This is a genomic window from Enterococcus termitis, from assembly GCF_001730305.1.
GTDB lineage: Bacteria > Bacillota > Bacilli > Lactobacillales > Enterococcaceae > Enterococcus_L > Enterococcus_L termitis.
Genome location: NZ_MIJY01000023.1, coordinates 301,640 through 325,975, shown reverse-complemented (window position 1 = coordinate 325,975; position 24,336 = coordinate 301,640). Strand labels below are relative to the sequence as shown.

The following is a 24,336-nucleotide window of genomic DNA, read 5'->3' as shown; positions in this document are numbered from 1 at the left end:
CTCCTTCGTCTTACTGATGATCACTGCCAGTATGCAGGGATTTTTTCCTCATAGGCAGTAATTTCTGCTTCATGAGTTAAGCTGATGGCAATATCATCGAGTCCATTGACAAGCTTATGTTTCAATGTACTATCAATTTCAAAGCTATAGGTTGCTTTTGGTGTGATCACTTGTTGGTTAGGCAGGTCGATCGTCATTGTTTCGTCTGCTTTTAGCTGTGAAAGAGCGATTAGTTCGTCACGCTTTAAAACAATTGGCAATAAGCCATTTTTTGTTGCATTCATATAAAAAATGTCACTAAAGCTACCAGCAATGATTGCTCTAAAACCGTAATCAGCCAATGCCCACGCCGCATGTTCCCTCGAGGAACCTGATCCAAAATTATCGCCAGAAATCAAAAAGGCCGCATCTTTGTATTGAGGTTCATTTAAAGTAAACTCTGGATTCGGTGTACGGTCCGGCAAATAGCGCCACTCGTCAAATAAGAATTCACCAAAACCTGTTTTTTCGATTCGTTTCAAGAAAGATTTTGGAATGATTTGATCGGTATCGATATTATCGTTCATTAGTGGAACCGTTGTTCCTGTGTGTTGAGTAAATGCCTCCATTATGCACCAAGCTCCTTTCGAATATCTACAAATGTTCCTTCAAGCGCTGCTGTTGCAGCCATCGCTGGGCTGCAAAGATGGGTTCTTGCACCTTTTCCTTGGCGTCCTTCAAAGTTTCGGTTGGAAGTTGATGCACAATGTACTCCAGCAGGAACTTGGTCAGGATTCATTCCTAAACACATTGAGCAGCCTGGCTCACGCCATTCAAAGCCTGCTTCGGTAAAAATTTTATCCAATCCGATTTTTTCAGCTGCTTTTCGTACAGGTCTTGAACCAGGAACAACGATTGCTGTGATGCCTTCTTTGACCCTTTTTCCTTTGACGATTCGAGCGGCTTCTTCTAGATCTGATAGTCGTCCATTCGTGCATGAACCGATAAAGACATAGCCAATTTCAATATCAGATGGTCGTTGTCCCGGCTGTAGATCCATATAGTGATAGGCACGTTCATCATTCATATCTTTGATTTCAGGGAATGTACCAGTCACCGGAATTCCCATTTCTGGATTTGTCCCCCATGTAATGTATGGAACCAATTCATCAGCATTCAATTCCAAATTGATATCATAGGTTGCATCAGGATCGCTTGGCAGTTTTTTCCATTCTGCGATCGCCGCATCCATATCTTTTGGTGCGTATTCTCTACCGCGAACATACTCAAAGGTTTTCTCATCTGGCGCCATCATTCCCATTTTAGCCCCACCTTCGATCGCCATATTACAGATAGTCATTCGTTCTTCCATCGTTAGGTTTTCAATCGTTTCGCCGTAAAATTCAACCGCATGACCCACACCAAAATCAACACCGTATTTTGCGATCAAAGCTAAAATAATGTCTTTGGCATATACGCCTTTTGCCAATTTCCCAGTGATTTTCACACCCATTGATTTAGGTTTATTCTGCCAAATACATTGTGTCGCAAACACATGCTCCACTTCACTAGTTCCGATCCCAAACGCCAACGCACCAAAGGCACCATGTGTGGCTGTATGAGAATCTCCGCAAACGATTGTTTTTCCTGGCTGAGTCAGACCAGTTTCTGGTCCTACCATATGAACGATTCCTTGACGATCGCTGCCATTATCACACAAGGTGATACCAAACTCATCACAATTTTTCTGCAGTGCTTCGATCTGTTTTTTGGCTACTAAATCTGTGATATTAAAGATATCTTTCGTCGGTACATTATGATCCATCGTAGCGAATGTTCGATCTGGCCGGCGGACTTTTCGTCCTGCTTCTCTTAAGCCTTCAAAAGCTTGGGGTGAAGTCACTTCATGAATCAAATGCAGATTGATATAAAGCAGCTGCGGTTCGCCTTCTTTCCCGCTGACCACATGTTGTTCCCAAAGTTTATCAAATAGTGTTTTTCCCATATTTAGTCACATCCATTTTTTATTTTGATTTCTCTTTCAAGATTTTTTTCCTAGATACACTGCATAGTTATAATATTTATACACGATATCTACAGCTTTAAATCCCACGGTTTCTAATGTTTTTAATTCTGCCATCAGCGGTTGAGGGCGATCTTCTTCAAAATGACTTTTCAACCATCGTTCTTGAATTTCTTTTAATGTAATTTTTCGATTCATAAACGAAATCCATTTTTGCATAAATGCGTCTTGAAGTTCAGCACTTGACGCCTGAATCACATCTGCGTTGATAAAGAGTCCCTTCAGATTTAAAGCATCATAGATTTGGTGATAAAATTGTTGATGCGCCATTTGATCTTCTAAATGATGAAGAGCAAGTGAAGAAACAACTACGTCATAATGTTTCTCAAATGTTAGATGTTCAAATGAGCTGGCAATGTAGATTGCTTGGTTGTTTAATTTTTGTTTGGCAATTGTCAGCATTTCTTCACTCATATCCACACATGTGATTGTCGCATTTGGGTATACTTCTTGAATAGCATGTGCTACAGTACCTGTGCCGCAGCCTAAATCGATGACTGAAATCGATTGGTCTGTTTCAAAAGGAATACTTGCGACTATCGCTTCGATCATTTGATCATAATAAGGAATAATTGTTTGAATAATTTCATCAAATTCTTGGGCTTCCTGATCAAAGTGAGTTTGAATCTGTTTATTGCGTTCCATTGTTTCTTCACCTACTCTTTCTTTTATTCTTTTTGTTTAATGTAGCTCTTTTATTACAGCTTCTGTAAATTCCGTTGTTGTGGCTTTCCCACCAAGATCTGTGGTTAGTATCCCTTGATTCATCACACAATCACAGGCAGCTTCGATTTTTTTCGCTGACTCCTCTAACCCAAAAGATTGGCGCAGCATCATTGCCACAGATAAAATCATCGACATTGGATTGGCAATGTTTTGATTAGCAATATCTGGTGCTGATCCATGGATCGGTTCATATAATGATGGTCCTGTTTCACTATGACTGGCGCTTGGCATCATACCTAAAGATCCTGGAATAACAGAGGCTTCATCACTTAAAATGTCCCCAAAAAGATTTTCTGTAACAATCACATCAAATTGCTTGGGCTTTTGGATCATGACCATTGCTGCTGAATCGACTAATTGATTTTCTAAAGTACAGTCTGGAAACTCTTTAGCAACTTCTTCTGCAGTTTGACGCCATAATTTACTGGTTGCTAGTACATTGGCTTTATCTACAGAGGTCACCTTTTTATTTCTAGTTTGTGCGATTTCGAATGCTTTTCGAATAATACGCTGAATCTCTGCTTTTGAATACGTACAAAGATCAGAGGCTTGTGTTTCACCTAATTGCTTTTCACCGAAATAGATTCCGCCAGTCAATTCACGAACTACCACAAAGTCAACACCACGCACATTTTCTTCTTTTAGCGGAGACAAATGAACGACTGCATCCGGCACTGAAATGGGACGAATATTGGCAAAAAGTCCTAATGCTTTTCTTAAACCTAATAATCCTTGCTCCGGACGTTTAGGCGCGTTATCCCATTTTGGACCACCGATCGCACCGAGTAAAATCGCATCTGCTTGTTCGCATGCCTCCAAAGTTTCTTGCGGCAACGGATCTCCCTTTTCATCGATCCCAGCTCCGCCAAAGGCAAAACGTTCGATATCAAAATCTAAATTATCCTGTACCATGATTTCAGCTAAAATATTTAATGCACTATCCATAATTTCTGTTCCGATGCCATCTCCTGGCAATGCTACGATTCGTCTGCTCATTAGGCTTTCCCCACTTCTTTTTGAAATTGTTCACTGGCTTTAACATAGGCTTTTGCTGAAGCTTGTAAGACATCAAAATCAATGCCGATGCCGTTGAATTGTCTATTGTTTTCAGTATCTGCTAACGTTACATGCACTTCTGCCTGAGCATCTTCTCCGCCTGTAACAGCCTTGATATAGTATTCTTTAAGCTCTGGTTTTTGCCCTAAAATTTTGTCGATAGAATTATAAATTGCCTGAATACTGCCGGAACCGATTGCTGATTCTGTCTTTGTTTCTTCTCCAGTATCGATAGAAACGATCGCCCCTTGACTACCATCAGAAACATATTGCAGCTGCACACATCCTAAACGATAGGTCTCATTACACTCTTGTGATTGACCGACCATCAAAGCAATTAGATCATCTTCTGTCACTTGTTTCTTTTTGTCCGCTAAAGATTTGAACCGTTTGAAGGCATCTTTTAATTCTTCATCGTTTAGCTGATAGCCTAAGGTTTCCATTTTCGCCGCAAATGCATGGCGTCCAGATAGTTTTCCTAAAGGCAGTGAATTTTCGTTGACACCAACTAATGAAGGTGTGATGATTTCGTAAGTATCAGGGTTTTTGAGTACACCATCTTGGTGGATCCCCGATTCATGTGCATAGGCATTCGCACCAATGATCGCTTTATTTCTAGGAACCGCAACACCCGATAATCGACTGACAAGATCGCTAGTTCGTTTTGTTTCATTCAAGGTGATACTGCTTTCTGACTGGTAAAAATCTTTTCTAATATACAAAGCAAGGGCGACCTCTTCAAGAGCTGTATTACCTGCACGTTCTCCGATACCGTTGACCGTTCCTTCTACACGACGAGCACCATTTTCGATAGCTGCCAATGCGTTGGCTGTCGCCATGCCAAGATCGTCATGACAATGTGAAGAAAAAATGATTTCCTGTTCACTTTGAATATTATCGATCAAAAATTTGAATAACGCGCCGTATTCCGTTGGATTTGAATAACCAACTGTATCTGGCACATTGATGATTGTTGCTCCTGCATCGATCGCTGTTTGAACAGCTTTCAATAGAAAGTTTTTTTCTGTTCGAGTGGCATCTTCTGGTGAAAATTGAACTTTTTCAAATTTTGTTTTTGCGTAGCTGACATGCTCTTTGATCGAAGCAATCACTTCCTCTGGTGTCATCTTCAGCTTGTATTCCATATGAACGGGACTGGTTGCCAGAAATACATGGATTTGTGGATGCTTCGCATGCTGAAGTGCTTCATAGGCGCGATCGATATCTGCTTTTTGACAACGGGCTAAACCTGCAACTGTCATTGTTTCGACATTTTCTGCAATGGCTTTGACTGCTTCAAAATCACCAACTGAAGCGATCGGAAATCCCGCCTCGATCGTATCAATCCCCCATTTTTCCAATTGTTTAGCGATTTGGACTTTCTCTTTTGTGTTAAAGTTTACTCCCGGTGTCTGTTCACCATCCCTTAGTGTGGTATCAAAGAATTGGATTTTTTTCATTTTTTCATACATCCTTTCTAGGTAAGTTGATTCTTCATTTTTTATTTTTTCATTTTGTATGTTGGATATTTGGCGATGTCTGCTTGGTAAACAATCGCTGTTTCTTTAAACGAATGAAACTTCGCTCTCTTCGTTCGCCAAGTATTGCGCGACATCAGCTCTGCAAGCAGTCGCTGTGTCTTTAAACGAATGAAACTTCGCTCGATTCTCTCGCCAAGTATTGCGCATCATCAGCTCTGCAAGCAGTCGCTGTGATTTGCAATAAAAAAGCATCCCACGATATGGGATGCTTGTCATCCCGTTCATGCAATGCGAAAACAGGACTCTCAACTTCTGATAGGAAAAAGCTAACGGCTAGCTGGTTTCTACGATCAGTGTGATGAGTCCTTCACTAATAATAAGAATGTAATAGTTGTGATTTGTTTGTTCATGATTTTCAACATCCTTTATTGTCAGAATTTTTGAATAATTCAAACTATAGTGATAAAGATACAGAACTTTTTATTGAAAGTCAATAGTTTTATGAGAATTTTTTTAAGAATTCTATTTTGACTGATAGAAAACCAAAAGAACTTGATGCACCATTTAAAGGATTAGCATCAAGTTCTTTCGGTTAAATAGCGGCTAATGCTTGTTCTAAGTCTGCTAAGATATCGTCGATATGTTCAATACCGATCGATAAACGAATCAATTCTGGTGAGGTGCCGGATACTTGCAGCTCTTCTTCACTTAATTGTGAGTGTGTGGTTGAGGCTGGGTGAATGATCAGTGATTTTGCATCGCCGACATTTGCCAATAGAGAAAATAATTGAACCTGGTTGATCAAGTTTTTCCCTGCTTCTGCTCCTCCTTTTACACCAAATGTAAAAATCGATCCCGCTCCTTTAGGTAAATATTTTTCTGCCAGCTCATGGTATTGATTTTCCGCTAAACCAGGGTAATTGACCCAGGCGACTTTTGGATGATTTTTCAGAAATTCAGCTACTTTTTGTGCATTTGCTACATGACGTTCTAATCTCAATGACAACGTTTCTAGACCCAAGATTAATAAAAAGCTGTTAAAGGGAGAAATCGCTGCACCTGTATCTCTTAAAAGGGAGACCCGTAATCGAGTAATGTACGCTGCCGCGCCTACATCTTTTGTATAAGAAAGTCCATGATAGCTTGGATCTGGCTCAACTAGTTTAGGGAATTTTCCATTCGTCCAGTCAAATTTGCCAGCATCGATCACTACCCCGCCTAGTGCAACACCGTGTCCGCCAATAAATTTTGTGGCAGAGTAAACGACAATATCTGCGCCAAAATCAATGGGACGAGTAAGATAGGCTGTTGCAAAGGTATTGTCCACAATCAGCGGTAGTTGATGCTTATGGGCAAGTTCTGCGATTGCTTCTATGTCCGCGATGTTAGTGCTAGGATTGCCAATTGTTTCAACAAAGAGTGCTTTAGTATTTTCTTTAATTGCTTCTTCAAAATTGGCTAACCTATCCGGATCAACGAACGTTGTCGTAATGCCAAATTCAGGTAGCGTATGAGCGAATAAATTAAAGGTACCGCCATACAGTGTTGAAGCGGAAACGATATGATCCCCACTACTAGCAAGGTTTTGAATAGCATACGTGATTGCTGCTGTTCCTGAAGCAACAGCAACTGCACCAACTCCGCCTTCCAATTCATTTAATCGATCCTCTAAAACTGCAGTCGTGGGATTAGTGATTCGTGTATAAATATTCCCAGCCTTAGATAAGGCAAATTTTTCAGCTGCATCTTGTGTATCATCAAACGTATATGAGGTTGTTTGATAAATCGGTACCGCTCTGGAATTTGTCTCTTTATCTGGTGTATGCCCGCCATGGATTTGGATCGTTTCAAAGTGATGGTTAGATGTTGTCATTATGCTTCATTCCTTTTCTTTTTAATTTGATGGATTCTTTTTGTTTGCTGTACATGTCATCTTCTTGCATAATGACCCCCTCTTTCGTTTGAATTTCTCATTGGAAAAGCTGTTTGATTTTTGGTAGCTATTTTTTTTTTAGGAATTGGCAGAGCTTGTTGGGACAATGATGAACGAAGTGTTTCCTTGTTTGGGTACTTCACTCTTTTTGCTCACCAAGTACTGTTCAGCATCTGCTCTGGCATTTTGCCAGTCGCTGTGATTCCTAGTGAGGTTACTTCGCTCTCTCCGCTCGCCTAGTACTGTTCAGCATCTGCTCTGGCTTTTAGGCAATTGCTGTGATTCCTAGTGAGGATACTTCACTCTCTCCGCTCGCCAAGTACTGTTCAGCATCTGCTCTGACTTTTTGGTAGTCGCTGTGATTCCTGGTAAGGATACTTCGCTCTCTTCGCTCGCCAAGTACTGTTCAGCATCTGCTCTGGCAAAGCCAATCGCTGTGATTCCTAGTAAGGTTACTTCGCTCGCCAAGTACTGTTCATCATCTACTCTGGCAAAGCCAGTCGCAGTGATTCCTAGTAAGGTCACTTCGCTCTCTTCGCTCGCCAAGTACTGTTCATCATCTGCTCTGGCAAAGCCAGTCGCAGTGATTCACAGCAAATAGCCCTTCACCAGCTTTTGCTAGTAAAGGGCGATGATCGCGGTACCACCTTTATTGGAAATAATTCCATCTCGATCCAAACAACACATTTTTTATGGTTTGGTGCCTTTTTAACGGTAGCTGCCGTAAAAATCAACTTGATTTTTCCTCTCCAAGACCATCTTCAACAAATAACCATTGCTTTCTTTCACCAAATGAAAGCTCTCTAGTCTTAACAAGAATGTTGTTAAGGGAATTGTTTATTTGCTTACTCTTCTTTTCAATGAGTTTTGATATTGAACTAATATTAGAACACACTCATCGTTTTGTCAACATATTTTCATATATATTCATTTTTTCTAAAAATTTTCCATATATTAAGGGATTCTGTTTCTCTTTCTAGGCGTTTTTTATTATACTAAAAGAAATTGGAGGATGATTGAATGTCAGAGCATAATGAAAAAGTGGAATTACTTTTGTCTTATTTGTCCGAGATCCATACGAAAAGTCTATCTTTATATGATTTAGTCACTAGCCGCCCACGTCCAGAGGAATCTCGTATTCTTTTGAACATCAATGAGGTATTTACCTACTATCATAGTGTGCGCGTTTTTTATTTTAGTAATAGTGAGCTTTCTAAAGCTGCAGTTCAGCCATTTTTTACTGCTTTTGATGATTTTTATTTTGAGTTGAAACAAGTTTTCTTTCTTGAAGATGACAACAGCGCACTTCTTTATAATAAATTGTCTGCTATGAAAGATGCTTTTGAGCAGTTGACGAATGATTTTAATGTTTTATAATAGAGTAGACAACAAATAAAGAAGGTGCCGAAATGGATCAAAGCGAAGTATTAGATCGCTTGCGCGAAGAGTTGGAGATTCCATTTTTTAATGGAACGATTGAAGAACGTGAGTACACAGAAGCTGAATATCAAAAGATCAAAGCGGATCTTGTTCAGTATTTTGATGACTATGTTCGAAATGTAGAAAATTAATAGTAGTATTTAGATACGTACTTAAAAGCAGAAACAAATCGCCCATGGCTTTGTTTCTGCTTTTTATTTCAAAAAAGATATATTAAAGAAAATAATCCGATATCAAATGATAAAATAACTATCCTTTCAAAAAATCAATTCATTTATAAATATTAATCAAATAATATACGATAGAATAATTTAATTAAAACAAAAAAACCACCGGCCTAATTGACCGATGGAAAAGGAGTATTACTCAATAAGAGTAAAATGAAAAATAAAAAGGTTGTTGTTGGTATGCATTTATAATACAACATATTCTTTTTATTGTCTACTAAAAATAACATTAAAAAGAAATAAACGAAATTTCTTTTTTGTCATTCCTATAAACTTTTTTTTATTTTTTTAATAAAAGATTGCTCATTCGGGTAATCGCAAATGAAATATCATCCGTTGCTTTGTCTTGCTTTTCTTCAGATGCATTGAATAAATCAACATCAATCCCTTTTTCAGGGTCTAAAGATAAAATCATTTCATTACAGCCAGCTAGATATTCGATATATGAGCGTTCAAATTTTTTATGGATACCCATAACGCGTGCTGGTGGACGTAATTGAGATACTTTTTCCAGCATTGCTGTATATTCTTTGGTTCCATCTTGGAAAATTCGTTGAATTTCAACGATCCGTTCTGGTGCTAGTTCGGTCACTTTTCCAGCATCGATCGCTTTACGTACCTCTTCGTAATAGTCGTTCATTTTTTCGCCGACTTCTTCAGTTTCTTTTACAATATCATTGATGTTTTGCACATAATAACCTAAATTTGGTTTCACAATTTTTTCCTACTTTCTTTTGGTAATCACTTAATTTTACACTTATTCATAGGGTGCTGACAAGAAGAAACTTTAAAATGTTCGTTTTCTACTGATCACAACAAAAAAGATGAAACATTACTAAACAGTATTGTCTCATCTTTTACAATCAATCGTTTCTTATCACAAGTTGATTTCATCACTTGTATTAATGATTTTTGAAACCATTCCATAGTCTTTTGCTTCGTCAGCTGACATCCAGAAATTACGATCTGTGTCTTTAGCAATTTTTTCGTATGTTTGTCCTGTTGCAGCAGCAATCAAGCGATTGACACGTTCACGCATACGAATAATTTCTTTTGCTTCGATTTGGATTTCTGTACTTTGCCCTTGAACTCCGCCTGCTGGTTGATGGATCATATAGCGAGTATTTGGTAAGCTGTATCTATTTTTCGCTTCAGCAGCTAAATAGATCGTAATACCTGCACTGGCTACCCAGCCTGTTCCAACGACGATTACTTCAGGTTTTACAAATTTGATCATGTCATGGATCGTATCTCCTGCTTCAACATGACCGCCTTGACTATTGATAAAAATCTTGATCGGGTCATCGCCCATAGCTGCTAGTAAAAGTAATTGAGAAGTAACTTCTCTAGCTAAATCTTGATTGATTTCGCCATAAATCAAAATTGTTCGTTCTTCAAAAAGTTTTTTCATAAACGCATTTGGTTGTTGTTTTTCTTCAGTCTCTTCGTTTTCATCTAAATAGTTCATGTGTCAGATGACCTCCTTATTTTTAAAGCTTTATAGACTAGCCTTTAAAGCTAAACATCTATATTAATAATACCGTAATCTGAAAATTTGTCCACTTTTTTGACTTATTTTGACCTTATAAAACAGGCAAACCTTTTGCATCTTGCGAAAATTCCCTTTACCATTAAATTAAGAGAGCGGGACAAAACTGAAACTCCGTTTTGTTTCGCTCTCTAAACCCGAATAAACAGCGAGAAAAAAGCAGCTCCTTCGGAAATAAACCGAAATTCACAAAAATTTGAAGAGCAATTTTCGTGAATTCCTTCTTATTTCTTGGAGCTAAACGCTTTTGTCTCAGCCTCCATACAATGATGAAAGAGGAGATTCGATGACAGAAAAAGTAGCAGTATTAGTAACTGATATGGTGGAAGACGTGGAATTAACCTCTCCAAAAGAAACCTTAGAAAAAGCTGGCTATGAGGTTGTCCTTATCGAAAAAGAAGCAGATAAAAAAATTACTGGTAAAAAAGGAACATCCTTTACGATCGATGCCAGTATTGACGACGTACAGCCAAATGATTTTGTCGCTTTATTAATCCCTGGTGGCTTTTCACCCGATCAACTTCGTGCAGATCAGCGATTCGTTGATTTCACGAAATACTTTTTAGAAAATGATTTACCGCTTTTTGCGATTTGTCATGGGCCACAGCTTTTCATTCAGACTGGCTTAACCAACGGTCGGAGCATGACTTCTTATCTTACTGTCCAAGCTGATTTAGCTTATGCTGGTGCGGATGTAAAAGATGAAGCAGTTGTGATCGATCACAACCTTGTGACAAGCCGTACTCCTGATGATTTACCTGAATTTAATCAAGCGATCCTTTCACTTTTAACCGATTGATCATTTGTTTATATTCTTAAGAAAAAGCACAAGCGAGCCTCTATGAAAGAAGCTTACTTGTGCTTTTTTATTGATCAAAAAGAATAGTTAGCTTTTACCCATTCTACGTTGAACGAACTTCACGATTTCAACAATTGGAATGATCGCAAAGGATGTTCCAGCAACGATTCCCCATTGGTAGCCATCTAGAGACGTTACACTAAACAAGTCATTGAAGCCGGGAATCAAGATCGTAGCCGCCAATAATAAGAATGACACTAAAATCGCCCAGTTGAATGATTTGTTTCTGAACAAGCCTACTTTAAAGACAGACTGGTAAATTGATTTCACGTTAAATGCGTGGAACAGTTGAATCAGTCCTAGTGTCGCAAACGCCATCGTCAACGCATCACCATGTTGTAAATCATACAAGGCAGATGCAGATAAGTTCGGCATATTTGCTGCTGTATGAGCTGGGAATTCAATCGCCATTTTGTACACGATCAATGTCAAGGCACCTTGTGTGATTCCTTGATAGATCACACTGCTCAAGACACCACCAGAGAAGAAGTTCGATTTCTTTCCACGAGGCGCATGGCTCATTACATCACGTTCAGCAGGTTCTACCCCTAAAGCAATCGCAGGGAATGTATCAGTTACTAAGTTGATCCACAATAAGTGAACAGGTAGTAAGGTATCCCAAGCTAGCATTGTTGCGATAAATAGTGTTAATACTTCCCCAAGGTTGGCAGAAAGTAGATATTGAATCGTTTTTTGAATATTTGAGAAGACTTTACGTCCTTCTTCAACCGCTACGATGATTGTTGAGAAGTTATCATCTGCTAAAACCATATCAGAAGCGCCTTTTGATACTTCTGTACCAGTGATCCCCATTCCAATACCGATATCGGCGGCTTTCAGAGCTGGTGCATCATTGACACCGTCACCTGTCATGGCTACGACTTTACCTTCTTGTTGCCAAGCTTTAACGATACGGACTTTATGTTCAGGTGATACACGAGCATACACAGAATAATGTTCAACGACTTTTGCAAATGCTTCATCTGTCAATTCATTTAGCTCTGCACCAGTGATTACTGCATCGTCGTCGCCTTCTTTAATGATACCAAGACGAGCGGCAATTGCTTCTGCTGTGTCTCTATGATCCCCTGTGATCATGATTGGACGAATACCCGCTTCTTTAGCCACTTTCACGGCTTCTGCGGCTTCCTTACGTTCTGGATCGATCATACCCACAAGCCCTGCAAATACTAAGTCTTTTTCAACGACATCAGAATCCATTTCAGCAGGAACTGCATCAACGATTTTGTATGCCATTCCTAAAACACGTAGAGCTTGTTTGGCTAATTTAGTATTAGTCGTTAAAATTTCTTGACGTTGTGTGTCATCCATTGCTGGTGTTTGACCGTTTAATAAAACTTGTTTACAACGTTTTAATAATTCATCTGGTGCACCTTTGACAGCAACTAGGAATTTACCGTCTGCTAATCGGTGAACAGTTGTCATTAATTTACGGTCTGAATCAAACGGAATTTCAGCAACACGGGGTTCAGCTGCGACTTTTTCAGTTACATTGAAGTCATGATCTAAACCATATTGGACAAGCGCTGTTTCGGTTGGATCACCGATCAACGAACCGTCTTGCGCGATTTTTGTATCATTTGTATAGTTCATGATTTTTAATGCCATATTGTCCATTGCAACGGCATCTGTTGCAGGTTTAACTTCGTTATCTGTATAAAGTGCTTCAACAGTCATTTGGTTTAAAGTTAAAGTACCTGTCTTATCTGAACAGATAATATCTGTGCTACCTAATGTTTCAACTGCTGGTAATTTACGGACGATCGCATTTTTCTTCGCCATTTTTTGTGTACCTAATGCTAAAATGATTGTAACGATCGCTGGTAAGCCTTCTGGAATCGCTGCAACGGCTAATGAGATAGACGTTAATAGCATGTCGATCCATGTACGGCCATTCATCATACCAACTACAAACATCACAGCTGCAATCACCAAGATAGCGATCGTCAACATTTTACCTAATTGGTTTAAGTTTTGTTTCAATGGTGTTTCTGTTTCTTGCTCATCGGCAAGCATACCAGCGATTTTACCCACTTCTGTGTTCATTCCAGTACCGACAACGACACCTAGACCACGTCCATAGGTCACATTACTATTTGAATACGCCATATTGATTCGGTCACCAATACCGATATCTTCTGCTGTACCTTCTAAAACTGTTGCTTCTTTTTCGACTGGAACTGATTCACCTGTTAACGCAGCTTCTTCGATTTTCAAACTCGCCGCTTCTAACAAGCGCAGATCAGCAGGAACAACATCTCCAGCCTCCAGCAATACGATATCACCAGGAACGAGTTCATCACTTTTAACAGTGATTACATGTCCATCACGACGCACATTGGCATTGGGTGAGGACATTTCTTTCAGCGCCTCGATCGCTTGTTCTGCTTTTGCTTCTTGGATGACACCAAAAATCGCATTTAGTACCACTACAAGTAAAATAATGATCGAATCAACGACATCATGTGAAAAGACAGCTGAAATCACCGCTGCAAATAACAATACAATGATCATAAAATCTTTAAATTGTTCAAAGAATTTTACGATGATCGATTTCTTTTTCCCTTCATCTAATGCGTTTTCTCCGTAACTTTCTAACCTTTTTTTAGCCTCTTGATCTGACAACCCTTCTGCAGATGAATTCATCTTTTCCAGGACTGTTGCCTCTGGCTGCGTATAGAACGCCTCGGTTAATTGAACCTTCTTTTCTTCTGACATGTTCTTCCTCCTCTGTAATTTGCAGCTACTTACATCTATTTTACTTCATAAAAGCGAAACGAACACGTATTAGACCTCTAAAATGAGAGGTTAGTTCGCAGCAAAAACGAAAAAAAATAGACCTCTGTATGCTACCTAAATAGAACATACATAAGTCTCACCGTTTAAGACAACACCAGAAATTTCTTTCGGAGTTGGTGATGTTGTCGCAGCGCAAGCCGCCAGTTACTCCCTCATGAAATAATATGATGATGATCAAAGAAATCCGATCACCAAATAATTATTGCTGAAATTAATTATACCTGTTCTTTTAGTGTTTTTCAATTGAAATAGTATTGATTTTCAGAAAAATTTTCAAAAACAGGTATAATCCTTCTATTTCATCTTTATTGGAGTAACTCTTTGTATTTACGCGGCGTGTTTCCCCAAAAAGTCAAAAAATTTCGATTAAAGGTGCGAATAGACTGATAACCGCATGCTTCAGCGATTTCACTAATTTTCTTTGAAGTACTCAATAATAATGAACGAGCAAAAAGCATACGATTGTATTCCAACAAGGCATTAAAAGTCATAGAAAACTCTGCTAAGACAATTTGATCGATTTTAGCCGGACTAGAATAAAAATATTTAGCCGCAGTTTCCACTGTTATCTCTTCTTGATAATGCTGATGAATATACGTATAGATTTCGTAAGACAAACGGTTTTGAAAACGGAAGGTATTTTCTTTTCTTTTTTTGACTTTATCATTCCTCATTTCTGTTGGTGAATAGCCCGTCAAACGTTTAAATTGTTTATTAAAACTTGGGATTGACTGATAGCCGACAAAATCAGCAATATAGGAAACCTCTAATTCTTCAAAATGCAGCATCGCTATTGCGTTATTGATGCGTACCTCGCTAAGTATTTCACCAAAGGTCTTTTTTGTAAGATGCTTCAAGCTGCGATTGACCGTCTGAGCAGAAAGTTTAAATGTCTCTGCTGTTTCCTGCAACGTCAACGGTTCACGAAAATGAAAATGGATATACATGAGTATCTTTGCTGCAGCATCGCGACTATCTTTTTCTTGATTCCAATAGTGTCTCGCACTCCGTTCAAACCATACGATCACTTGATAAAGGACTGCTAATAAAGACAAATCAGACAAGCGATCTCGTTTTTCTGTTTCTTGCAGCGCCTGTTCAAAAAGGCCAGCTAAATAAGGAAATTCCTGCTCGCGACAAGTAAGGACTGGGACATCCCAATAATCAAAAAAATTCATATGTTGATCTACCGCTTGCGTAGTTAACGCAGAAAGCATTAAAACGTTTAACGATAGCTTAAAGGAAATCAGCTCTATCTCTTCGGTTATTTCACTAAAATGATAGACGTGATAAGAAAACAGCCATAAAACACTGCCTCTTTTTACTTCATATTGCTGACTATTGATCTGAACTTTTCCAGAGCCATTTTTGATCAATACAAAGTAAATCGACAAACTACTCTTTTTGGCAGTTGGTTTTGTAATACATTTTTCTTTCACCTCTATATCTCCTGCAGCTAATTCAAAGCCATAATAATCAGTACTATTATACGGTCGTTTCATTTCAGCACCTCATTGTCTATTTAAGATAAGATAATTAGTATCAGTGTCCGATAAGTTCTCTTCTTTTAGATTATACTATACTTGTACATGTGATTTATATCACAAATAATTTTTGGAGGGGATTCTCATGAGTAAAAAAGTTTTTGTGTTAGGTGGAACTGGTTTTTTAGGGTATTATACGACGGAGGAATTGCTAAGAAAAGGCTATGAAGTTGCGACCATTTCTTTACCGCCAATGCCAGCGGAGGATTTATTTTCTAGCGATGTTTCTGTCACACTAGGTGATATCAACGATATGACAGATGAAGCTATTTTAGAAATGCTCGACGGTTGTGACGGCTTTATTTATGCGGCTGGAGCGGATGAACGAATCATTCCCAAAAAGCCAGCATCCAAGTTTTTCTATGAAGCAAATGTCTTACCAACACAGCGTTTGGCTTATTTGGCAAAAGAAGCTGGCATCAAAAATTTTGTTGTCTTTGGTTCTTATTTTGCCGAATTTGCTGAACGGCTGCCTGAGTCAGGCTTAAAACAAGAAGCGTATCCAATGATGCGTTTGTTGCAAGAGCAGGTGGCTTTTGCAGAAGGTGATGGAGAAATGAATGTTACCGTTTTACGTTTGCCTTATATTTTTGGTACGATGCCTGGCAGAATGCCGCTTTGGAAAATGTTTACTGATCAGATCAAAGGCCAAGAAGTCTTCCCAGCACTTAAAGGCGGAACCGCTATGGTAACTGTCGAACAAGTTGCCGAAGCTGCCGTAGGCGCTATGGAGCATGGTCGTCACCGCAGCACCTACGCTATCGGTGATACAAATATGAACTATCAAGAATTCTATCAAATGATGGTTACAGCTTTAGGGCAGCAGACACAGGTTCCTGTTGTCTCTTATGACGATGTAAAAGGAATTTATGAAAAAATCGATGCCGATGCTGAAAAAGCTGGTTTAGAGCACGGAATTCATTCAGCAAAATCAGCTATGATGCAGGAATATGATCTCTACCTTGATCCTGAGGACACCTTTACCACCTTGAATGTGAAACGCTACGATGTCCGAGCATCGATCGAAGAGACCTTAAAAAAATGTGTAGAAGAATAATTCAATAAAAAAAGAAAAGATTTGAGGTAGAGCTCTTAAAGCTGCGACTCAGATCTTTTCTCTTTGTTATACGCTACAAAAAATAGTGCTATTTTGTTTCAGCAATTGCCATCATGGACTTTGCCCAAAAATTTTCAGCCGTTCCCTGTTCCATTCCCATAATAAATTTCTCACGAATATCAGGATAATCTTGTGCTAGATGACTGATCAACTGTTTGATTTCTTCCCGTTTCGTTTTTTTGTCTACAGGACAGGGATTGAAAATCACTGGCAGCTCTTCTCTTTTTACGAATCTGATAATGTCTTTTTCTTCGATATAAAGAAGTGGTCGAATCAAGGTGATAGCTGTTTTGGATAAATAGCTTTTCGGCTCAAAACTTGCAAGCTGACCATGAAATAGAAAATTCATAAAATACGTTTCGATCGCGTCATCCAAATGATGACCTAACGCAACCTTATTACACCCTAGTTCTTTTGCTCTGTTGTACAAGATCCCACGCCGCAATTTTGCACACAAAGAGCAGGGTGAACGTTCCTCACGAATATCAAAAACAACTTGAGCAATATTCGTAGGAACCACATCCAATGAATAGCCTAAATTCTCAACAAACGCTTGCATCGGAGTGATATCTACATCAAATCCCATCGCCAAAGTGATCGGTACAATCTCAAACTCAAAGCCCAACCGTTTTTGTTTGCTGATCATATCAAGAAAATACAATAAACTAGTGCTGTCCTTGCCCCCGCTCATACCAATGGCAACTTGGTCTCCCGGCTGGATCATGTGATGATTCAAAACCGCACGACGGATCGGATTGTAGTAAATTTGATTATCTTTCTTTTTAAAACTCATCGCTTACTCCTTTTTTGGGTTACTCCTTCGATTGATAAAAATCAGTTTTCAAGCTATATTGCTCACCTGATACAATGTCATATTGAATCATACGATACTCTTCATAAAGCTCTTCTTGAGCCTTATTCAGTTTCAACGTTTTATGCCAGTTGCTGCTTGTATAATAGAAGTTCTTTTCAAAAGCTGGCACTTGTTTTTCAAGATTGTTCAATAATTGATAAAAACCAGTCATCTTCAATCCGCTTTGCTCAAACAAGGTTGGTGAAAAGTAAAAGGGACTGGTGATGGCATCATGTTTGCTTTGCCCACTTAGCTCGCCTTGATTATCATACATTAAAAATTCAGTTTGATGCATCAATACTTCATCGTTATCTGCCTTGATTTCGTCAGAATAAATACTTGGTAAATGATCGCCCCAAAAAACAACTAACGTACGACGTTTCACCTTTTGTAATTCTTCTGTAAATTCTTTCAACGCTTCACTGCTGTATGCGATATCTTGCATGTAGCTGTCAATAGCATTTTTATTTCCCTGACTTCGTGAGGAATATTCCATCGCTGTATATTTATCACTGTATGGCATATGCGTCTGCATCGTCACCAAGTGAACAAACTGCGGCTGTTGCTCCTCTTTTAAGAGATCTAACACTTCTTTATACGCAGATTGATCTGAGATATAGGGATTATTTTGCAGCTTATCCTTATAGGTCATCGTGTCTTCACTAATAAATTGATCAAATCCCAACACTTTATAAACATCTTTACGTTTATACATCGATGTATTATATGGATGGATTGCCGTTGCTTGATATTCTTGTTCCTTCAAAAGAGAGACGATCGATGGCATTTCTGTCATCTTAGGAACCAGCATCGTATAAGGTGTTGTCATTTGCGGATTGAACAATTCCATAGAAAAACTGGTTAATGCTTCGAATTCAATATTGGCTGTTCCGCCGCCATAATTTTGTGAAAGCATTTGTCCGCTATACGTTTTGTCTGCAATTTCATAATAGTCTTTCAAGGGATTTTTATTTGCGGTCACGCCAGCTAAATGTTGCGGATTAGAGAAACTCTCACTCATCACAAAAACAATATTCGGTTGTTCATCCGCTGAGCTTGTTGCTTTATTTGCCTGCTTGGTATATTTTTCTGTGATCGATTCAATCGTCTTTTTAGAATAATTGTCCGGTTCATCCATTGCCTCGACTTTTAGGTTAAACAAAAATCCGCCCACAAATCCAGTATTATAATAATTCATTTTTTGACTATAAGGAATCCAAAGTGCTGTTTTGTCATACTCTTTACGAAGTAAATTCGTTGGTTTATTGAAATCACTAATGTACAACAGTAAGCCAGCCGTTATAATCAAACCAGCAACTCGAATGATCTGCATTTTTTTTGATAGTAGGCGACTTTTGTAAATCGCTCGTCCAAAGAAGAATAATCCAACCAATGCAACAAGTAAAATTGCTATAAATGGCCACGTACCGATCATTTCTCTAAGCAAGCCAAACTCTGTGACCATTTTTAGATCATCTGGATAAATCGGTTCTGTTCGATAAAACATTTTTTGATAATCTGCAAAGCCTACGATTGCGATCGTTATCGCGTAAAGAAGGCTTCCCAGCAATACTGATCCTGCCAAACTGATCAGAAAAAGTAAAAACACTAGTAGCACAAGACTCCCTAATATAAATTTTTCCGTATGCCATGAAAAGGCAAACTTCAACATTAAATCCGTTGATAACATATTTTGACACCACTGCAAATATAAATGGCTGCTAACGACTAACGCGATCAGCCCGATAATGATCAATGGGTATCGAATCGATTTTTTCTTGAATACTTTTAATTTTTCCTTCACGATACTCTCCCTTTTCTTTTCCTAAACACACTCCTTCATATTTTATGCTTAGACTAAAAAAAAGTAAAGCATCCTTTCCAGAATACTTTACTAACTAATAAAGGAACGTTATTTCCTTGCCGCTTGAAAGATCTGTTCAATCAATGTCATGACTGCTCTGACCTCGTCATTTTTAACGACCGGTTCTGCTTGTTCCCGCACAACCTGATAAAAATTTTTATAAAATGGCCCATATTCCGCATGCCCTTGCGGCAGCGCTACAGTCTTGGTCGCTTCTCCTGAAGGCGGCGCCATTGTTTTAGTCAAGCCCACGCCTGCCTGAATCGGTTTCGGTGCCTGAATCTCTTTTTCACCGGACTCGATGACCATCTCTCCAGATAAATCCCAATCCTGAATGATTGCTGTTCCCTGTGTTCCCTTTAAATACCAGCGCGGTAGCTTGGTATAATTAGTCGTTCCGACTTCAACAATCGCTCTAAGCCCATTTTCAAAAGTGATATAGGCTATAAAGCCATCATCTACTTCATCTCCAAGAATATAGCTTAAATCAGCGAAAACGTCTTTGACTGGACTATCTACTAAAAATAATAATTGATCTAGTAAATGAACACCCCAGTCCAACAGCATTCCTCCGCCGTGTTTTTGTTGATGCCGCCAATCTCCTGGGATTCCATTTGCACCTTGAACTCGGGTTTCAATTTGAAATAAATCACCGATTTGTTGATTTTTGTAGAGTTCTCGAGTGATCAAAAAATCTGGGTCCCAGCGTCGGTTTTGATGAACCATAAATGTTTTATTTGTTTCTTTAGCAACCTTTAGAATCTCATCTAGCTCTTGAACATTCATTGCAACCGGTTTTTCACAGACAACGTGTTTTCTTGCCTGTAACGCTTGAATAGCCAAATCTTTATGTGAATCATTTGGTGTGGCGATCAGTATTGCTTCGATTGCTTCATCTGTCAGTACTTCTTCTAATGAGCGGTAAATTTTATGATCATGCTGGCTGGAAATTTTTTGGCGTTCACCGCAAATGTCATAGGTTCCAACAACATGGATTCGTTCGTTTTCATTCGGCATAATGTTGTGGACATGGTATGACCCCATACCGCCATAGCCGATTACGGCAAAATTGATTGCTGTCATTTTTCGAGTCCTTTCTATAGTAAAGTGTTCATAATTTGGAATAGTGGAAAATGGATCAGACATAGTCGTGATTTGCTCTTTGATGTCTAGCCTTGCTGTGAACCACGAGAAACGAAATGAGTCAATGGTGAACAGTACAAGTCGACTATTAGAAGCCTTACTTTCTTAATTAAGCCCACCACATTTCTGCTGGTTGTTCTTTGATCATGATACTTTTCAGATTAGTGATTGCTCTGTTTAGCCCTTCTTCTGTAGACATAATCGGATCTTCATGTTCGATGCTTAAAACATAGTCATAGCCATAAATTCTCAATGCGCTGATGATATCTGACCAGACTTTTAGATCATGACCGCAACCTACTGAACGGAAGGTCCAAGAACGAGTTTTTACATTTCCATACGGCTGCATATCAGTCAAACCGTACATGTTGATATTCTCTTGATCCAAATACGTATCTTTCGCATGGAAATGATGAATCGCATCTGCTTCACCTAGAATTTTTACTGCCGCAACAGGGTCGATCCCTTGCCACCACAGATGACTTGGATCTAAATTACAGCCGATCGCTTTTCCAGTTGCCTCTCGAAGTTTCAGCATTGTATACGGTGTATGACATAAGAACCCGCCGTGCAGTTCGATCCCGATTTTCACCCCGGCAGCTTCCGCAATCGTATTGATATTTTTCCAATAGGGAATCAATTTTTTCTCCCATTGATAGTTGTAATTATCATCATATTCCGTCGGCCATGGTAAAACAGGCCAGTTGACTTGAGTATCGGTTGGATTTCCGCCAGACACCCCAGAAAAGCCATTGACGACTGAGACATTCATTAACGATGCCAATTTGATCGTTTTTTGCACTAATTCATCTGCTTCCTGCGCTGTTTCTTTTACAGGCGAAATAGGATTGTTATGGCAGCTCAATGCACTGATTGTTAATCCTTTGTCTGCAAGTTTCGCTAAATAGTCTTTTCTAGCCTCTGAACTGGCTAATAATTTATCAATATCTAAATGAGCATTTCCAGGAGAACCGCCTGTACCGATTTCAACGGTTTCTAAACCTGCTTTTGAGACAGTATCGATCATTTCTTCAAAGCTTAAATTGTTGAATAAAGGAGTAAATACACCTAGTTTCATTTGTCATTTCCTTTCTTGTTCATAATTGTTTCTAATGGTTCGTGATGCCCATACTTAGGATAGGCATTTCGTGTCGGCTGACACCAGCGGACACCGTTTTTGATGACTTTTTGCACCTCTTTATTGTAATAAGAAGGATATGTTTCATGCCCCGGTTGGAAGTAGAAAATTTTTCCATTGCCTCGATGATAGGTACAACCACTGCGGAAAACTTCTCCGCCAGGATACCAGCTGATAAAAATCAATTCATCAGGGGCAGGTATATCAAAATGCTCACCGTACATTTCTTCTTTTTCCAGCTCAATATACTCTCCGATTCCTTCAACAATCGGGTGACTAGGAGCAACTGTCCAGATACGACAATGCTCTTGTGCTTCCCGCCATTTTAAATCGCAAGATGTCCCCATTAGTTTCATGAAGATTTTTGACATATGACCTGAATGAAGGACGACTAAGCCCATTCCTTCTAAAACACATTGATGGACACGCTGAACAACTTCATCAGATACTTCTTGATGCGCAACATGCCCCCACCAAATCAACACATCGGTATTGGCTAAAACCTCTTCCGTCAAGCCATGCTCCGGCTCGTCTAGAGTTGCTGTTCGAACAGAAAAGTCTTCTTTTAAGAATTGGGCTATCTGTTGATGAATCCCGTCTGGATAAACCTTTTTTACGTCTTCATCCGTTTTCTCATGGCGAAATTCGTTCCAAACTGTAACTTGAATCATTATTTTTCCTCCCTAATTTAAAAGCGTATCGGGCTCGTTTAGTCTCGACTGAAAAATAGGAAATTATAACTGAGACGCTTTTTGCCTCATTCATCATTTATCTTTTTTCCGAGACCTTCAATCCTTAGAGCTTTAGCTCTTAGGAATTGATGTGATCGAAGCAAAGCGTAGTACTAGCCCATGAAGCTAGATAATTTAAAAGCTGAATGGGCCGTTTAGCATTGACGAAAAATAGGAAAACATGACTGTGACGTTTTTTGTCACATTCATGTTTTATCTTTTTTCCGAGATGCTGGCTCGTGAAGCTAGATAATCTTGATTTAATTGAAAAATACAGGCTGATTTGTCTCTGATGCTTTATAAATCGCTTCAAGAATTTCGGTTACGACTAATGCCTGTTCTGGTTTAACGACAGGTTCTGTATCATTGATAATTGCATTGATCCATGATTGTGCTTCTAAAACTTCTGGCTTATCACCCGCACCGTCATAAAAATCAACGCCGCCAGGTTCTAATTCGATTTTCTTCTCGAAAAGCGTGCTGTGATCTTCTCCATTAATGGTCAACCCCTCGTTCATATCCGCTCCACCTTTTGTCCCGTGCAACGTTGTTTTTGCTTCTTTTACATCTAAGCTATTTAATGCCCAGCTCGATTCTAAAAAGATTGTTGCGCCATTTTCCATCATGATAAAGCCAAAAGCAGAATCCTCAACGGTAAATTTTTCAGGATCCCAAGCGCCCCAAGCATTCGCTGCATTTTCCGTTTCAGCTAATTTATGATACGCTTTCCCGACGACATATTTTGGTTTATAATTGTCCATCATCCACAAGGTCAGATCTAACGCATGTGTTCCAATATCGATCAGCGGTCCGCCGCCTTGTGCTTCTTCATCAAGAAACACACCCCAAGTCGGCACCGCACGACGACGAATAGCATGGGCTTTAGCAAAATAAATATCTCCTAGCTCTCCTTCTTCACAAACTTCATGTAAATAAGTAGAATCTTTGCGGAAACGATTTTGATAACCAATCGTTAATTTTTTTCCTGTTTTCTCTGCTGCTTCGATCATGCGACGTGCTTCAGCAGATGTTTTTGCCATTGGCTTTTCACACATCACATGACAATCTGCCTCCATTGCTGCAATCGATAATTCTGCATGGGTGCTGTTCGGGGTACAAACATGAACAACATCAAGTGCCATCTCTTCAAGCATATCCTGATAATTAGTAAATACTTTAGCGGTCAACGATCCATAATGCATTTTCGCCTCTTCCGCTCTTTCACTGATCAAGTCACAAAACGCAACTAACTCTACTTCCTGCACCTGCGCAAGTGCCGGCAAATGTTTGCCATTCGCAATACCACCACAACCAATAATTCCAACTTTCAACGTCATCAAAAACCCTCCAATAATCTGCATTTATTATTTCGTGGATAATAAAGCGGTTCCACTTCTACACATTTACTATACAAAACTTTGAAAAAGCTTTCTTCCTAGATTTCGGTTGAAAAATTCCTGGATATTGCTGTGAATCACTACGACTGGCTTCGCCAGAGTAGATGATGAACAGTACAAGGCGATTAAAAGGAGCGTTGTCTCCTTACTCACGAAACACTACGACTGGCTCCGCCAGAGTAGATGATGAACAGTACAAGGCGACTATTAGGAGCGTTGTCTCCTTACTCCTGAATCACTATGATTGGCTACAAAGTAGACAGAATAGATGTTGAACAGTACTTGGCGACCAAAGGGAGCGAAGTTTCATTACTTGTGAATCACCAAACGCCTTATTCCAAACTGACGTTACACAGTTCTTAACAACCAAAGGGAGCGAAGTCTCATCACTTGTGA

Annotated in this window: 22 protein-coding genes and 1 other annotated feature; of the genes, 4 read left to right on the top strand and 18 right to left on the bottom strand. The window is 39.2% G+C overall.

What is annotated here, in order from left to right; genetic code table 11:
• Nucleotides 1-20: 20 nt before the first annotated feature.
• The 8 genes from leuD to BCR25_RS11850 all read right to left on the bottom strand — a co-directional run bounded on the left by leuD (nucleotide 21) and on the right by BCR25_RS11850 (nucleotide 7,804).
• Nucleotides 21-608, bottom strand: a complete 588-nt coding sequence (gene leuD, locus BCR25_RS11880) for a 3-isopropylmalate dehydratase small subunit (RefSeq protein ID WP_069663818.1) — start codon at nucleotides 606-608, stop codon at nucleotides 21-23.
• On the bottom strand, nucleotides 608-1,984 hold the full coding sequence (gene leuC, locus BCR25_RS11875) for a 3-isopropylmalate dehydratase large subunit (protein WP_069663817.1): 1,377 nt from the start codon (nucleotides 1,982-1,984) through the stop codon (nucleotides 608-610). The genes leuD and leuC overlap by 1 nt, the downstream gene beginning before the upstream one ends.
• Nucleotides 1,985-2,020: 36 nt before the next feature.
• Nucleotides 2,021-2,707 carry a class I SAM-dependent methyltransferase gene (locus BCR25_RS11870; RefSeq protein WP_069663816.1) on the bottom strand — a complete coding sequence of 229 codons (687 nt, stop codon included), beginning with the start codon at nucleotides 2,705-2,707 and terminating at the stop codon, nucleotides 2,021-2,023.
• A 36-nt stretch (nucleotides 2,708-2,743) separates the two neighbouring features.
• Complete coding sequence (gene leuB / locus BCR25_RS11865; protein ID WP_069663815.1) at nucleotides 2,744-3,784, bottom strand: 3-isopropylmalate dehydrogenase; 1,041 nt, start codon at nucleotides 3,782-3,784, stop codon at nucleotides 2,744-2,746.
• The gene (locus tag BCR25_RS11860; protein WP_069663814.1) at nucleotides 3,784-5,304 is read right to left on the bottom strand and encodes a 2-isopropylmalate synthase; all 1,521 of its coding nucleotides are present in this window, start codon (nucleotides 5,302-5,304) and stop codon (nucleotides 3,784-3,786) included. The genes leuB and BCR25_RS11860 overlap by 1 nt, the downstream gene beginning before the upstream one ends.
• Before the next feature lie 105 nt (nucleotides 5,305-5,409).
• Entirely contained in the window at nucleotides 5,410-5,601 is a 192-nt protein-coding gene (locus BCR25_RS20170) for a hypothetical protein (protein ID WP_139124572.1), read from the bottom strand.
• 316 nt (nucleotides 5,602-5,917) lie between these two features.
• Complete coding sequence (locus BCR25_RS11855) at nucleotides 5,918-7,198, bottom strand: O-acetylhomoserine aminocarboxypropyltransferase/cysteine synthase family protein (protein WP_069663813.1); 1,281 nt, start codon at nucleotides 7,196-7,198, stop codon at nucleotides 5,918-5,920.
• A 345-nt stretch (nucleotides 7,199-7,543) separates the two neighbouring features.
• Nucleotides 7,544-7,804 (bottom strand): hypothetical protein, encoded by a 261-nt coding sequence (locus tag BCR25_RS11850; RefSeq protein WP_069663812.1) that lies wholly within the window; start codon nucleotides 7,802-7,804, stop codon nucleotides 7,544-7,546.
• Nucleotides 7,805-7,879: 75 nt separating this feature from the next.
• Nucleotides 7,880-8,128: a binding site (T-box leader), on the bottom strand.
• Between the two features lie 150 nt (nucleotides 8,129-8,278).
• Between BCR25_RS11850 and BCR25_RS11845 the strand changes: the two genes are divergently transcribed.
• Both BCR25_RS11845 and BCR25_RS20405 read left to right on the top strand, forming a co-directional pair.
• Nucleotides 8,279-8,635 (top strand): hypothetical protein, encoded by a 357-nt coding sequence (locus BCR25_RS11845; RefSeq protein ID WP_069663811.1) that lies wholly within the window; start codon nucleotides 8,279-8,281, stop codon nucleotides 8,633-8,635.
• Between the two features lie 32 nt (nucleotides 8,636-8,667).
• Nucleotides 8,668-8,829 (top strand): hypothetical protein, encoded by a 162-nt coding sequence (locus tag BCR25_RS20405; RefSeq protein ID WP_169819016.1) that lies wholly within the window; start codon nucleotides 8,668-8,670, stop codon nucleotides 8,827-8,829.
• A 376-nt stretch (nucleotides 8,830-9,205) separates the two neighbouring features.
• Here the strand turns inward: BCR25_RS20405 and BCR25_RS11840 are convergent, their stop codons facing one another.
• Both BCR25_RS11840 and BCR25_RS11835 read right to left on the bottom strand, forming a co-directional pair.
• A complete protein-coding gene (locus tag BCR25_RS11840) occupies nucleotides 9,206-9,640 on the bottom strand; it encodes a hypothetical protein (protein WP_069663810.1) in 435 nt (144 codons plus the stop codon).
• A gap of 162 nt (nucleotides 9,641-9,802) precedes the next feature.
• Nucleotides 9,803-10,393, bottom strand: coding sequence for an ATP-dependent Clp protease proteolytic subunit (locus BCR25_RS11835; RefSeq protein WP_069663809.1), 591 nt, complete (start codon nucleotides 10,391-10,393; stop codon nucleotides 9,803-9,805).
• A gap of 367 nt (nucleotides 10,394-10,760) precedes the next feature.
• On the opposite strand from BCR25_RS11835, the gene BCR25_RS11830 reads away from it, so the two are divergent.
• Complete coding sequence (locus BCR25_RS11830) at nucleotides 10,761-11,273, top strand: type 1 glutamine amidotransferase domain-containing protein (protein WP_069663808.1); 513 nt, start codon at nucleotides 10,761-10,763, stop codon at nucleotides 11,271-11,273.
• 87 nt (nucleotides 11,274-11,360) lie between these two features.
• On the opposite strand, the gene BCR25_RS11825 is transcribed toward BCR25_RS11830, so the two are convergent.
• Nucleotides 11,361-14,072, bottom strand: a complete 2,712-nt coding sequence (locus BCR25_RS11825; protein ID WP_069663807.1) for a cation-translocating P-type ATPase — start codon at nucleotides 14,070-14,072, stop codon at nucleotides 11,361-11,363.
• Between the two features lie 386 nt (nucleotides 14,073-14,458).
• Nucleotides 14,459-15,655 (bottom strand): helix-turn-helix transcriptional regulator, encoded by a 1,197-nt coding sequence (locus BCR25_RS11820; protein ID WP_083242663.1) that lies wholly within the window; start codon nucleotides 15,653-15,655, stop codon nucleotides 14,459-14,461.
• A 127-nt stretch (nucleotides 15,656-15,782) separates the two neighbouring features.
• On the opposite strand from BCR25_RS11820, the gene BCR25_RS11815 reads away from it, so the two are divergent.
• A complete protein-coding gene (locus BCR25_RS11815) occupies nucleotides 15,783-16,754 on the top strand; it encodes an NAD-dependent epimerase/dehydratase family protein (RefSeq protein ID WP_069663806.1) in 972 nt (323 codons plus the stop codon).
• 88 nt (nucleotides 16,755-16,842) lie between these two features.
• Here the strand turns inward: BCR25_RS11815 and BCR25_RS11810 are convergent, their stop codons facing one another.
• The 6 genes from BCR25_RS11810 to BCR25_RS11785 all read right to left on the bottom strand — a co-directional run bounded on the left by BCR25_RS11810 (nucleotide 16,843) and on the right by BCR25_RS11785 (nucleotide 23,880).
• Nucleotides 16,843-17,607, bottom strand: a complete 765-nt coding sequence (locus BCR25_RS11810; protein WP_069663805.1) for a tRNA 2-thiocytidine biosynthesis TtcA family protein — start codon at nucleotides 17,605-17,607, stop codon at nucleotides 16,843-16,845.
• Nucleotides 17,608-17,626: 19 nt separating this feature from the next.
• The gene (locus BCR25_RS11805) at nucleotides 17,627-19,471 is read right to left on the bottom strand and encodes an LTA synthase family protein (RefSeq protein WP_069663804.1); all 1,845 of its coding nucleotides are present in this window, start codon (nucleotides 19,469-19,471) and stop codon (nucleotides 17,627-17,629) included.
• Nucleotides 19,472-19,579: 108 nt separating this feature from the next.
• Nucleotides 19,580-20,614 (bottom strand): Gfo/Idh/MocA family protein, encoded by a 1,035-nt coding sequence (locus tag BCR25_RS11800; protein ID WP_069663803.1) that lies wholly within the window; start codon nucleotides 20,612-20,614, stop codon nucleotides 19,580-19,582.
• A 169-nt stretch (nucleotides 20,615-20,783) separates the two neighbouring features.
• Nucleotides 20,784-21,752 (bottom strand): sugar phosphate isomerase/epimerase family protein, encoded by a 969-nt coding sequence (locus BCR25_RS11795; protein ID WP_069663802.1) that lies wholly within the window; start codon nucleotides 21,750-21,752, stop codon nucleotides 20,784-20,786.
• Complete coding sequence (locus BCR25_RS11790) at nucleotides 21,749-22,483, bottom strand: ThuA domain-containing protein (RefSeq protein WP_069663801.1); 735 nt, start codon at nucleotides 22,481-22,483, stop codon at nucleotides 21,749-21,751. The genes BCR25_RS11795 and BCR25_RS11790 overlap by 4 nt, the downstream gene beginning before the upstream one ends.
• 320 nt (nucleotides 22,484-22,803) lie before the next feature.
• A complete protein-coding gene (locus BCR25_RS11785) occupies nucleotides 22,804-23,880 on the bottom strand; it encodes a Gfo/Idh/MocA family protein (protein WP_069663800.1) in 1,077 nt (358 codons plus the stop codon).
• Nucleotides 23,881-24,336: the final 456 nt, after the last annotated feature.